Origin of the sequence: Psychrosphaera aquimarina, from assembly GCF_032461525.1 — a bacterium.
In the GTDB taxonomy this organism is placed as follows: domain Bacteria; phylum Pseudomonadota; class Gammaproteobacteria; order Enterobacterales; family Alteromonadaceae; genus Psychrosphaera; species Psychrosphaera aquimarina.
The window spans coordinates 1-11,618 of the sequence record NZ_JAWCUA010000005.1; the positions used below are offsets into that span (position 1 = coordinate 1).

An 11,618-nucleotide genomic window follows, 5' to 3' on the forward strand; every position below is an offset into this window, starting at 1 on the left:
CGGGGCGCCGGTCGATCTATACGCCTGAGATGATCGTGAACGGGTTGACGGATATATCGTCGGCGCGAAGCCCATGGAAATCTCCAAGGCCATCGCCGTGCACGAGGAATATCCCGCGACTGTGAAAGTCTCCTCGGAGCGCAGCGGCGACGAGGTTCAGATCACGGCGGAAACGCTGCGGCGCGCGACGGGACCAATGCTTGTGCAATTGCTGCGGTACAAACCAAACCGTGAGGCACGGATCACACGGGGTGAGAATGCGGGACGGACAATTTCCTACGCCAATGTGACGCAGGACTGGAAGGTGCTCGCGGAATGGGATGGCCGCGCGCCGCTGTCGATGTCGGCCATGGCGCCCGGAAGGATCCGATTGTTGTCTTGATCCAGGCCGAGCAGATGGGTCCTATTCTGGCCGCCGCCCAGCTGAAGTGATCCGACCTTTGGGCGTCACTCTCGGGCCCTGGTCGGGTCATCCGTCTCCTGCACGCGCAATGTTCTTATTGCGCGGGGCAAGCGGCCCGCCAGGGGTATGAGCTTGCGCGGCCTGATCAATCGTCATCGTTGTCATCGACCACCAACAGCAGATCGCCGGAGGCTTCCATCTCGCGGATCGTGGTGATGATCGTGGACATGGCCTCTTCGACCTCTGCGGGTTTCACTTTCTCCAGTTCTTCGACTTCTTCGCGGAGCTGATCGGCCATGCGGCCCGACATGTTTTCCAGAATGAAATCCGCCGAAGGTTTCACGCCTGCGGCCTCGGCGCCCGCCGATGCAATCAACAGCACTTCCTGTTCCAGCTCGCGCACCACACGTGGAATGTCGCGGGGCGCGATCCGTTTCGGGATATTGGCGAAGGTGAAGATCGCCTTGCGCACAAGATCGGCAAAGCCCGCATCCGTTTCATCCAGACCTTCAAGCACGTCGTCGCGGGTGATGGAGGTTGTCGAGTTCAGGATTGCGCCGACGCGTTCGACAGGGCCGTCGTCGAAAGCCTGAAGCGGTTCTGCATCCAGCTGCGCGGCGAGGGACAGACCAATGCGATCAACCGCATCCGGCGTGACCGCGCTGGTTTGAGAAAGCGGCATAGGTGATGCGCCGCGCCTGTGGGCCGGGCAGTTTCCCCAAGAGCTCCGCTGCGCGCGCAACGTCAATCTTTGATAGCAGAACCGCGGCCACCTCGATGCTTTCATTCTCCAGAATGGGTAACAGTTTTTCGACACCCATGTCCTTCAGGCGCGCCCAGGGGTCACCATATTGGCGCACGCCAGCCTCTTTGCGCAGTCGCGCGGCGGTTTGTTTTGAGATCCGGCCATCCAGCAGAATCAAGAGCGCCGGCGATGCCACCGGGAAAGGACAGGCCGATGCTGTCCAACTCATCGGCGAATTCGGAAACGACGCTGGAAAGCGTGTTCCGATCCACCAGACGCATGGAGCCCATTTGCTTGGTCAGCTGTGCCTGCAGATCTTCCGGCAGGTCTTCCAAAGGAATGTCAGCCCCTTCATTCAGCAAAAGCCGCACAACAATCGCCGCTTTTGCGCGACGGGTGAGGGTTGCAGGGAATTTTCCTCCCGCGCCCGGCAGGGCCGGGAACGGCGCCATTGGAACCATATCTCGTCATCTTTATCCGCCTTGGTAGAAGTTGCTCCTATCCTTGGCAGATAAAGGTAAACATTGGCTGAAATCAGTAGCTGTAAGTTGTGCCCGTTTCGATGGCTTTGCGCAGCGACGCCTCGGACCACGAACCGGCACCGCCATGTTCCTGAATGGCGCGCAACTGCACCAAGGCCCCAGCTGTATCGCCAGCCTCGACCAACCCTTGACCCATATAGGAGCGTGCAAGAATGTTCCCAGGATCCTGCGCGATGGCCTGTTCATAAAACATGTTGCCAAGTTCGATATTGCCCAGTTTCCGGTGGGTGAACCCCATGTAGGTCAAGCGGCCCGGATCATCCTTGTCCATTGCGTCCAAGACAGTCTGCGCGTCGTGATAGCGCCCGGCATAGGCCATGTGGCGTACGGTCTGATAAAGCTGCTCGCGCTCCAGGCTGCTTTCCTGCGGATTGACACATGTCTTGGTCTTCTTGTCGCATAGACCTGCGCCCCTTTGCAGGCCACGGCAGGTTTGCTGGGCGGCGCGTCATTGCCGCCTGCGGCCAGCACTGTGGTTGGAAAAGAAGGGCTGCCCCCCAGTAAAATCCGCATCATTGCGAAACTCCTCAATCAAATACACATTGTATGGGGGTAACGGTTCAGCCCGCGGTTTTATTCAATCACAGGCGCGTGATTGAATAAAACTCGGTCAGGCTCAGCTGTTTACGCTGGTGACACAGGTCCCGGTCTGGGCGTCATATGCGGTGCCCGGCGCACAGGACATCGTCGTTTGCTTGTCGTAACTACACCCGGCAGCAAAGCTCACTGCGGGGAGAATTGTGAGGGCCACCGCGGCGGCCAAAGTCTTGATCGTCATTGCGGGTCTCCTTGGTTGATGCCTTCAAGGTAGCAGCGCGCAGCCTCCGGTCAACAAAAATGACATAATGCGCCGTGTCTGACGCCTGTGTCGCCTAGTCCTTGAACACCCGTTTGAAGATCGTATCGACATGTTTGGTGTGATAGCCGATGTCGAATTTCTCTTCGATCTCCTCGGCGCTGAGGGCGGCCAGCACGTCCTGATCCCCCAGCAGTTCGGTTTTGAAATCCTTGCCGTCTTCCCAGACCTTCATCGCGTTGCGTTGCACCAGCCTGTAGGCGTCTTCGCGGCTGACACCGGCCTGGGTCAGCGCCAGAAGCACCCGCTGGCTCATCACCAGCCCGCGGAACTTGTTCATATTGGCGAGCATATTGTCGGGGTAGATCACCAGCTTGTCGACCACGGAGGTCAGGCGTGCCAGCGCGAAATCTAGCGTGATCGTGGTGTCGGGGCCGATGTTACGCTCCACCGAGCTGTGTGAGATGTCCCGCTCGTGCCAGAGTGCGACGTTTTCCATGGCTGGTACGACGGCCATGCGCACCAGCCGCGCAAGACCGGTGAGGTTTTCGGTCAGCACCGGGTTGCGCTTGTGCGGCATCGCAGAGGAGCCTTTTTGCCCTTTGGAGAAGAATTCTTCGGCTTCCAGCACTTCGGTGCGCTGCATGTGGCGGATTTCGGTCGCTATGTTTTCGATGGAACTGCCAACCACGCCGAGTGCTGCGAAGAAGGCCGCGTGGCGGTCGCGTGGAATCACCTGCGTGGAAATCGGCTCAGGCTCCAGCCCCAGTTGCTTGCAGACATGCTCCTCGACCGCCGGATCGATGTTGGCGAAAGTGCCGACAGCGCCGGAAATGGCCCCCGTCGCAATCTCGTAACGCGCTTTTTCCAGACGGTTCAGATTGCGGTCCATCTCCGCGTAAAAACGCGCAAACGTCAGCCCCATGGTGGTGGGTTCGGCATGGATGCCGTGGCTGCGCCCGATCCGCACCGTGTCCTTATGCTCCAGCGCGCGGCGTTTCAGGGCGGCCAGCAACGCCTTCACATCCGCGATCAGAATGTCGGAGGCGCGCACCAGCTGCACGTTGAAACAGGTATCGAGCACATCTGAGGAGGTCATGCCCTGGTGCACAAACCGCGCCTCGTCGCTGCCCACATGTTCCGCCAGATGGGTCAGAAAAGCGATGACGTCATGCTTGGTCACGGCTTCGATCTCGTCAATGCGGGCGACGTCGAATTCCACATCCTTGGCCTTCCAGACGGCCTCGGCATTCTCGCGCGGGATCACCCCCAGATCGGCCATCGCGTCACAAGCATGGGCCTCGATCTCGTACCAGATGCGGAATTTCGTGGCGGGGGACCAGATGGCAACCATGTCGGGACGGGAATAGCGGGGGATCATCAGCGCACCTTTTTCGCGTTTGTCTTGGGCATGCCGCGCTCTTAAACTGCGGGGGCAGGGGCCACAAGGCAGGAGCCGGTGAAATGAGAGTATTGATGGCGACCGCATTGGTGTTTTGCCCGGTCTGGGCCGCGGCAGAGGATTGGGTGCCGATGAGCGGGGAGGAGATCCGCGCGGCGCTTACAGACCGCAAGTTACAGTATGCCAACGCCCGGCAGGATTTTCGCGCGTCGGGCCGGACACTCTATAACGCAGGGGCCGACAGCTGGGGGTATTGGCGGGTGGAAGGCGATCAGTATTGCAGCCAATGGCCGCCCTCCGATCTTTGGGCCTGTTACGGGATGGCGCGGTCGGGTGACCGGTTGCGTTTCGTCGGGCAGGGCGATGACATCACCGACGCGGTCTATGCCGACTGAGATGCGCGCCCGTGTCCTGGCGGATTTCGAAGGCACCTGGGACCTGACCCGGCAGATTACCCACGCCGATGGGACCGAAGCGCGTTTTGACGGCCAAGCCGTCTGGGCGCCTGATGGTCAGGGCCTGCGTTACACGGAAACGGGCAGGCTACAGATGGCGCAGGGTGTCGCGATGCAGGCGGAACGGCGGTATCAGTGGGGGCTTGACCTGGATGTCTATTTCGAGGACGGGCGGTTTTTCCACCGGGTGCCGCGAGCGCGGTGGCGTGGCAGAGCATTGGTGTGATCCAGATACCTATAAGGTGACCTATGATTTCACCCACTGGCCTGCCTTCACCGCCGTGCGGCGGGTGGCCGCAGGCCGAAGAAATCGCTACACCCTGCACAGCCAGTACAGCCGCCGTTAGCGCAAGAGGTCTTGCGCGATGCTGCGGCTGCGGCATTCAGGGGGCAAGATTTCTCAACAGGAGACACAAATCCATGCAACTGTCCGCCTCTCATTCCGTTCTGGCGAGACCTTCGGGCCCACGAACCGGCACCGCGCGGCGCATCAAACAGGCCGTTCTGGTTGTTTTGGGCATCACCCTGCTGGCCGTGGCCGCGAATATCAAAGTGCCGGTGCCGGGCTCGCCGGTTCTGATGAACATGGGGACCTTTGCGGTGCTGACCATCGGTGCGGCCTATGGCGCGCGGCTGGGTCTGGCGACCATCCTGGGCTATATGATCATCGGCGCGCTGGGATTTGACGTCTTTGCAAAGCTCGATCGCGGATCTGAATCCGGCACTGACGTACATGATGCGCGGCACGGGCGGGTATCTCGTCGGCTATGTGATCGCGACGGTGGTGCTGGGCGCGCTGGCGCAGCGCGGCTGGGACCGGTCCATGGTCTGGATGGCGCTGGCAATGCTGATCGGGAACGTGCTGCTCTACGTGCCGGGTCTGCTGTGGCTGGGTCAGCTTTATGGCTGGGATCAAACCTATTTTGGCCTGGGGCCTGACGCCCTTCCTGCTGGGTGATGCGCTGAAACTGGCGCTGGCCGCGCGTGCTGCTGCCGCTGGTGTGGAAACTGGTGGGTCGACGCCCGCGGCTGATCTGAGCGCAGGTCAGGTAAAAGGAGAGGCGCAGCCTGCAGGGCTCGCGCCTCATTCTCGTTTTAAGCGGGCCTGAGCTTGGCGGCGTCGAGCCCGTTTTATTCCGCCAGTTCAGTGACGACGGTAGAGCTACGCTCCAGCGTGCGGTGCACCGGGCATTTGTCGGCAATCTCCAGCAGGCGCTTGCGCGTTGTTCCTGGCTGAGCTTGCCGGCAAGCGATATGCGCCGCCGCCAGGTGTCGATCTTGTCGCCCACGGCAGGTTTCCGCATCCTGCGCGTGCACCTTGTTGTGATTCACATCGACCGAGACGTGATCCAGCGGCCAGCCCTTGCGCCGCGCGTACATGCGGATGGTCATCGACGGTACAGGCGCCCAATCCGGCCGAGAGAAACCCATAGGGGACTGAGCCCCTGGTTGGTGCCGCCATAGGCGCGGGGTTCATCCGCCAGTAGGTGATGCCCGTGCGGAGGAGGTGATATCCGGTCAGATAGCCGTTTTTATCCGCCTCCGAGACCCGCAGGACCCCCTCCGGCGCACCGGTGCGGCGGGGCAGGTGGGGCCAGGGCGATATAGCGTCGTGCCCAGGTGGCAATCACATCGGCGGCATATTCCGCATCCTCGGCGCGGGTGATCAGATGATCGGCGCTATCCAGAGTGACAAAGCTCTTGGGGTGCTTGGCGGCCAGGAAGATCTGGCTCGGCGTTATCGATGGATACGATTTCGTCGCGGGGCGCATGCAGGACCAGCAGGGCGGCATTGAGCGAGCCGATTGATGGCGTGGAGCTGCCCCTTGGCAACATCCTCGATAAAGCCCTTGCCAATACGGAAGGGGCGCCCGCCCAGCGACACTTCTGCGACGCCGTTGGAAGCGATCTCCGGCAGTGCCTCGGCGAAGTTGTGGGTCACATGTTCCGGGATCGAAGGGCGCGCCGAGTGTCGCGACAGCCTTGATGTTATCCAAGGTCCGCAGCTGCCTTGAGCACGGCCGCCCCGCCCAGAGAATGCCCGATGATCAGGGAGGGCGTCATCGTCGCGGCGTTCGAGGTATCCGTTGGCCGCGATCAGATCGTCGCACATTGGAGGTGAAGGAGGTGTTGGCAAATTCGCCCTCGAATGCCCGAGGCCGGTGAAATCAAACCGTAGGACGGCGATCCCGATGGCCGAAAGACGCGCGGCAATGCGGCGCGCGGCAGGAATATCTTTACCGCAGGTGAAGCAATGCGCAAAAATCGCCGTGGCCAGATGCGGGCCCTCCGGCAGATCCAAGCCGGGCGGCAAGCTGCGACCCGTCATGTCCGGAAAATGTAATGCGTTCTGTGGGCATGGCAGGTGCTCCTTCGACTGTCAGAGTGGGGCGCAGAACCGCCGGTAGCAAGGGTCTGTGACAGCCACATCACGCGGAGGTGACGACCTGAGCGGAGAACTTGCCTCCTCCAACAAAAAACGCGCCCGACGAGGAGCGCGTTTTTCAAATCATGCGGTAGGCAGGAGCGTTCAGGCCGCTTTGCAGGGCCTTGCGCCGTGCGGCGACACCGAAGCCACCCATCGCACCCATCAGCAGGAGCGCGGAGGCAGGCAGTGGCACCGCTGGCACCCCGTCACCCTCGACGAAGAGCTTGGAGAGGTTCCCGTTTTGCCGCAGCGTAGATCAGGTTGAACTCACCACCGGTAAAGTTGATGGTACCGGTCTTTGGCGTTGTGCGCACACCTGTTGGGTTTGCAAAGCCAATCAGCTCTTCACCGTCGTCATAGATAGTGAAGAAGCCGTCGCCATGGGTCACCGATGTGTCAAAGGCGTTGGCGTAGACTTCGGTGAAGGAAAACAGCGTGGTGGTCTGCGAATTTTGGGTTGCTCAGGCGCAGACCGGCAACGCCCGCGTCCAGGCCGCTGACCGTGGCCAGCGCTCAGCGAGCCGAGAAAGTCTGAGATGGTTTCCCAGGTCAAGATCCCGGGGGAAGTTGTCGACGAAGAAGTCGAGCGCGCCGTTGTACACAAACGTGTCTTTATGCGTGTCGTTTGCCGCTGCGAAACGCGCGTCAAAGTTTTCGCGGTTGGCGCGGGCGCCTTTGCCGGAACCACCAGCGTTGAAGTTGACAACCTGCACTTCAAAGATGCCCGACAGCGTCGCCGCCTGAGCCTGTGTGGCATATGTTGTGAGGGAAAGCGCAGCCGCAGCCGCAAAGGGCGATAAGTTTCAAAGTCGTGTCTCCAACTTGTTACCGTGCGACCATCTGGAAAGGCCGGTCCGAATGAACATGACCCGGACATGAAAAAGATGCTTTTCGCGACCCGGAAAGTTAAAATTTGAATACAATGATGGGGTCTGAGAGGAAAGGGGAATTTACAGGATCCGGGTGCAAATCTGTCGCTTTCATCTCTTGCGTGAACAGTGTTCTCGTCGCGGGTGAATTGTCTTCGCGCAGCGCGAAATTAACGTTTGTTGCACCGGGTCGCAGGCCCGATCTTTGCGAGATCAGCGAAGCGCAGGGTCCGTCATTCGCCCATGAGAAACGGATCAAACGGGTATGTTGTCAGGTTCTCGAAACCGTCTTCGGTGATCAGGACCTGGTCTTCGAGTTTGATGGAAAAATCGCCACCCTCTTCAGACACCAGGGCCTCGACGCAAAGGCACATGCCCGGCTCCAGCGGGTAGTCATAGGCGCCCGCGACGGCATGATCGGGATAGGCGACCAAGGGCCATTCGTCGCACAGACCCACACCATGCATCAGACAGCCGTATTTCAGTTTTTGAAACTTTGCGTCCAGCACATGCGTTCCCGCTGAGAGCTCTGGGATCATCACGCCGGGTTTGAGCATCTGCATGTTGGTCATGATGTGCTCAACCCCGTGCTGCATCGCATAGATCATGTCAGGGCGGGGGCGATCGGGGCCGATCCACCAGCTGCGGGAGATATCCGTACAGATGCCATAGGCGCCCACCAGATCGGTGTCGAAGCTTATGATCTCGTTGGGCTGGCAAATGCGCGGGCCACACTCCTGAAACCACGGGTTGGTGCGGGGGCCGGAGGACAGCAGGCGGGTTTCGATCCACTCGCCGCCGCGTCGGACGTTTTCGGCATGCAGGACGGCCCAGATGTCATCCTCGCAGGTCTTGCCATCGCCGACATTTGCGCGCGCGAAATCCTCCATCAGGCGTACGGCGGTTTCGCAGGCATGGGAGGAGCAGCGCATCGCCTTGATCTCATCCGGGCCCTTGATGCTGCGGGATTTTTCGGTGACTTCCTCGCCGTCCATCACCTCGAACCCCTGGGCTTCGAGGCTGCGCAGCCCATGCAGCATGACCTTGTCGACGGCAAGGCGGCGGTGACCGGGCGCATGTTCGGCGAGCAACACGCGCACCTCATTGGCGAAGATGTCGGCCGCCACATCGACCTTGTCGCCCCGGTCAAAATAGAACAGATCGGCCCCGGAGCGCTGTTCGCGCACCAGCGGATTGAATTCGCTCAAGAAGGGTGAATTCTTGTAGTCCCACATCACCATGTAGCCGTCGGCGCAGAGCAGCACTGCGCGAAACGGATTGTGGGTGTTCCACAGCTGCATATTGGTGCTGTCGGTGGCGTAGCGGATGTTCAGCGGGTCGGTCATCAGCAGACCGGCATAGCCGCGATCAACGATATGTTGCGTCAGACGGGCGTGCCGATAGGCGCGCATGGCGGCACAGGTTGGGCAGCTCAAGCCCGCCGCGGCCCATTCGGCAAAAGCCAGCTGCGTCGGGCCAATCTCCACGCGGTCCATGTCGTTCGGGCTGCCATCGCCCAGGGTCGCCCCGCGCGCCGGATCGATCTTGCGTGTGTCGCGGTAATGCTGGTTCATCGATGCCTCCCTGCGCTGTCTTGCCTAAATCTTGTGCGGAATCGCTGTGTTAGGTTTGCTCGAATGCGACACACCAGAGCGTCGTTTTTTGAAGACAACATCCCCGGTGAGGGCTAAATGCCCGTCATGACGGAGATTTTGCAGGATCATATGCCACGCGATATGGGGGATGCGCGCGCCTTGCCGGGCGTCCAGCCGTTGGATCCGACGGCCTGGTTGCGGGTGGATAAGGCCTATGCCGCACAAATGGCGCACCGGCGGCGTTTGATCGCAACCCGGCGCGCCGATGTCTATTGGCAGGACCCAACCGCCGCCGATGCCGCGCGCGAGGTGTTGTTGGAAGTGCTGAAACATCTGCCAGCCCTCGGGTTCGAGGTGTCGGGGCAGAAGTGTCGCTGCCCTGATGGTGCGGTGGTCGATCTGACGGGCGATGCGCCTCTGGTCGCGCTTGGGCAAATCCTGCAGGAGGACATCTGCCTGATGGAAAAGCGCGGGGATGCCCATGTGCTGACCGCTGCGATCTTATGTTTCTCCGGCCAGCTGGCGGCTACGGGAAAAAGTCGGGCGGCCGCTGATCGCCATCCATGACACGGTTGCGGAATACGATGATACCATCGCGCGCCGGGTGCAGCGGCTCTTTGACGGGGTGCAGGTGGGGCGACCGCTCTGGCGGTACAACAGGCTCTGGTACGACAATCCGGAACTGTTCCAGCCGCGGTCCGCCTCTGAGCCCCGCCGCATCGCGCCGGGGCAGGCGGAGGCCGCGTATCAGCGCGCCGAGCGCCAAAGCTCGTCAGGTTGCCACAGACCGGCGCTGTCGTCTTTTCCATCCACACCTATGTGGTGAAACGCTCAGCTGAGTGGCGCCAGATCCGTGGTATTCATCCGCCGGCGTGTGGGCATCTGCTGGGCGTCCTCCCCGGCGATCGTCAGCGCCGCGTCCTTGTAGAACTTGTCGTTGTCAAACCACCACTGATGCGAAAACGCGGTCGTGCGATCCTGCAGAATGACATCCTGCAGGTATTGTTCATGGCTGTAGACATCCACGTGGTTCTTGTCGATGACCTGCGGCATCCCGCTGCGGCCAACGCGTTTTTGCAGGCCGTTTCCGATCACGGCGGGAAGATTAAGAACCTGATCCAACTGGCTGAAATAATTTGTAAACCTGTTACTGCGATGCGCGAGCAACAGCGATCCCCAGGCCCCGCGTGCAAACCACCGGGCATCCGCATCGCCTGAGACAAACATGATCTGGTTGAGCTTCCACACGCCTGATCCGGGGCTGGCCGCATCGCCGAAATCAGAGAGCGCGCGCAGGGTCAGATAGGCCCCCATCGAATGGGCGATCAGATTGATTTTCGTCGCGTTGGAGCGGGTGGTGAGCGGAATGATCCCGTCTTCGACCAGGCATTGGGCCGTGGCCTTGGCATTCCGCTTGTCGTTGTCATAGGCCAGCACGTTGCCCTCGCTGGGCCAGTCAAAGGCGACGACCGCACCACGATACCCCTGGGCGCGCAGTCCGTTTTTGATTTTGTCGAAGCGGCGTAGCATGTCCAACTGATCGTTGTTGAAGCCGTGGACAAAGATCGTCACCTCATTCGTTTCAGCTTCGGCATGCACCCGATCGAGCCAATCCTTCTGGCTGATGATGCCGCCGCTCCCTGTGCCATCGGCGTCCGGGCCGTCCGTGATTTTGACATAGCGGGTGAGTTGCGCCGGGTTATTGGTAAATTTCGTCTTGGAAGCATTATACGTGCGGCGCGAGAAAAACAGCGTCATGGGGACGTCTCCAAAATTGATACATAAAATAAAATCGAATAATGCACTAAAAAGTTGAAATCTCAAACTGTTCGATGTCGGCGCGAAGCAGAATATAAAAAAGGCGCCCGCGAAGGGCGCCCCTTGATATCGTCAATTTCGGCTCAGGCGCAAAGCGCCTCCAGAGATCAGCAGCTGTAGTACATGGCGAACTCGACCGGGTGCGGCGTGTGCTCGTACTGTTCAATCTCTTCCATTTTCAGGTCGATATAGCCTTCGATCTGATCCTTGGTGAAGACGTCGCCCTTGAGCAGGAAGTCATGGTCTGCCGTCAGCGCTTCCATCGCCTCGCGCAACGAGCCACAGACGGTTGGGATACCTTCGAGCTCTTCTGCAGGAAGATCATAGAGGTTCTTGTCCATCGCCTCGCCGGGATCGATCTTGTTTTCGATGCCGTCGATGCCCGCCATCAGCAGGGCGGCAAATGCGAGATAGGGGTTCGCGGACGGATCCGGGAAACGTGCCTCAACGCGCTTGGCTTTGGGGCTTTCGGTCCATGGGATCCGAACACAGCCCGACCGGTTCCGCGCGGAATAAGCAGGGATGCTGGTTTCTGTATCCTCGAAGTGAGTTAGCCTGCGGCATA

The 11,618-nt window shown here is 60.3% G+C and carries 17 protein-coding genes and 3 pseudogenes; 8 read left to right on the plus strand and 12 right to left on the minus strand.

From position 1 onward, the window contains the following. Positions 1–55: 55 nt before the first annotated feature. Positions 56–382: a DUF1223 domain-containing protein gene (locus RT723_RS06405; RefSeq protein ID WP_315946366.1), complete on the plus strand. Its 327-nt coding sequence runs from the start codon at positions 56–58 to the stop codon at positions 380–382. Positions 383–548: 166 nt separating this feature from the next. Here RT723_RS06405 and RT723_RS06410 read toward each other — a convergent pair whose 3' ends face one another. The 6 genes from RT723_RS06410 to purB form a co-directional block, all read right to left on the minus strand. Next, complete coding sequence (locus tag RT723_RS06410) at positions 549–1,085, minus strand: FliG C-terminal domain-containing protein (RefSeq protein WP_315946354.1); 537 nt, start codon at positions 1,083–1,085, stop codon at positions 549–551. Further along, positions 1,042–1,224, minus strand: a complete 183-nt coding sequence (locus RT723_RS18090) for a magnesium and cobalt transport protein CorA (RefSeq protein WP_428983607.1) — start codon at positions 1,222–1,224, stop codon at positions 1,042–1,044. Before RT723_RS18090 ends, RT723_RS06410 begins: the two co-directional genes overlap by 44 nt. Before the next feature lie 22 nt (positions 1,225–1,246). Continuing rightward, positions 1,247–1,600 carry a magnesium and cobalt transport protein CorA gene (locus RT723_RS06415; RefSeq protein ID WP_315946355.1) on the minus strand — a complete coding sequence of 118 codons (354 nt, stop codon included), beginning with the start codon at positions 1,598–1,600 and terminating at the stop codon, positions 1,247–1,249. Between the two features lie 82 nt (positions 1,601–1,682). After that, positions 1,683–1,961: a tetratricopeptide repeat protein gene (locus RT723_RS06420; protein ID WP_315946356.1), complete on the minus strand. Its 279-nt coding sequence runs from the start codon at positions 1,959–1,961 to the stop codon at positions 1,683–1,685. 345 nt (positions 1,962–2,306) lie between these two features. Next, positions 2,307–2,468 (minus strand): chitin binding peritrophin-A domain-containing protein, encoded by a 162-nt coding sequence (locus RT723_RS18095; protein ID WP_298971374.1) that lies wholly within the window; start codon positions 2,466–2,468, stop codon positions 2,307–2,309. Positions 2,469–2,562: 94 nt separating this feature from the next. After that, entirely contained in the window at positions 2,563–3,867 is a 1,305-nt protein-coding gene (gene purB / locus RT723_RS06425; protein ID WP_315946357.1) for an adenylosuccinate lyase, read from the minus strand. Positions 3,868–3,962: 95 nt separating this feature from the next. Here purB and RT723_RS06430 point away from each other — a divergent pair, with 95 nt between their 5' ends. From RT723_RS06430 to RT723_RS06440, 5 genes and pseudogenes are all read left to right on the plus strand, one after another. Beyond that, positions 3,963–4,283 (plus strand): hypothetical protein, encoded by a 321-nt coding sequence (locus RT723_RS06430; protein ID WP_315946358.1) that lies wholly within the window; start codon positions 3,963–3,965, stop codon positions 4,281–4,283. Continuing rightward, positions 4,273–4,569 (plus strand): DUF6314 family protein, encoded by a 297-nt coding sequence (locus tag RT723_RS06435; protein WP_315946359.1) that lies wholly within the window; start codon positions 4,273–4,275, stop codon positions 4,567–4,569. Before RT723_RS06430 ends, RT723_RS06435 begins: the two co-directional genes overlap by 11 nt. After that, positions 4,496–4,690, plus strand: coding sequence for a DUF6314 family protein (locus RT723_RS18100; protein WP_428983605.1), 195 nt, complete (start codon positions 4,496–4,498; stop codon positions 4,688–4,690). Before RT723_RS06435 ends, RT723_RS18100 begins: the two co-directional genes overlap by 74 nt. Before the next feature lie 73 nt (positions 4,691–4,763). After that, positions 4,764–4,982, plus strand: a pseudogene (locus RT723_RS18210) (biotin transporter BioY); the annotation flags it as partial. 43 nt (positions 4,983–5,025) lie between these two features. Then, positions 5,026–5,301 carry a biotin transporter BioY gene (locus RT723_RS06440; RefSeq protein ID WP_315946360.1) on the plus strand — a complete coding sequence of 92 codons (276 nt, stop codon included), beginning with the start codon at positions 5,026–5,028 and terminating at the stop codon, positions 5,299–5,301. 173 nt (positions 5,302–5,474) lie between these two features. Here RT723_RS06440 and RT723_RS18110 read toward each other — a convergent pair. The 4 genes and pseudogenes from RT723_RS18110 to dddP form a co-directional block, all read right to left on the minus strand. Further along, positions 5,475–6,073, minus strand: a pseudogene (locus tag RT723_RS18110) (OsmC family protein); the annotation flags it as partial. An 8-nt stretch (positions 6,074–6,081) separates the two neighbouring features. Then, the gene (locus RT723_RS06450) at positions 6,082–6,672 is read right to left on the minus strand and encodes an alpha/beta hydrolase family protein (protein ID WP_315946362.1); all 591 of its coding nucleotides are present in this window, start codon (positions 6,670–6,672) and stop codon (positions 6,082–6,084) included. A gap of 175 nt (positions 6,673–6,847) precedes the next feature. Then, positions 6,848–6,973, minus strand: a complete 126-nt coding sequence (locus RT723_RS18115) for a VPLPA-CTERM sorting domain-containing protein (RefSeq protein WP_428983606.1) — start codon at positions 6,971–6,973, stop codon at positions 6,848–6,850. Positions 6,974–7,873: 900 nt separating this feature from the next. Further along, positions 7,874–9,214 carry a dimethylsulfonioproprionate lyase DddP gene (gene dddP / locus RT723_RS06455; protein ID WP_315946363.1) on the minus strand — a complete coding sequence of 447 codons (1,341 nt, stop codon included), beginning with the start codon at positions 9,212–9,214 and terminating at the stop codon, positions 7,874–7,876. 117 nt (positions 9,215–9,331) lie between these two features. On the opposite strand from dddP, the gene RT723_RS06460 reads away from it, so the two are divergent. Next, a complete protein-coding gene (locus RT723_RS06460; protein WP_315946364.1) occupies positions 9,332–9,802 on the plus strand; it encodes a heme-dependent oxidative N-demethylase subunit alpha family protein in 471 nt (156 codons plus the stop codon). Then, positions 9,795–10,061 carry a heme-dependent oxidative N-demethylase subunit alpha family protein gene (locus tag RT723_RS18120; protein ID WP_428983608.1) on the plus strand — a complete coding sequence of 89 codons (267 nt, stop codon included), beginning with the start codon at positions 9,795–9,797 and terminating at the stop codon, positions 10,059–10,061. The genes RT723_RS06460 and RT723_RS18120 overlap by 8 nt, the downstream gene beginning before the upstream one ends. 5 nt (positions 10,062–10,066) lie before the next feature. On the opposite strand, the gene RT723_RS06465 is transcribed toward RT723_RS18120, so the two are convergent. Further along, a complete protein-coding gene (locus tag RT723_RS06465) occupies positions 10,067–10,993 on the minus strand; it encodes an alpha/beta fold hydrolase (RefSeq protein WP_315946365.1) in 927 nt (308 codons plus the stop codon). Positions 10,994–11,160: 167 nt separating this feature from the next. After that, a pseudogene (gene glnA, locus RT723_RS06470) lies at positions 11,161–11,618 on the minus strand (glutamine synthetase); the annotation flags it as partial.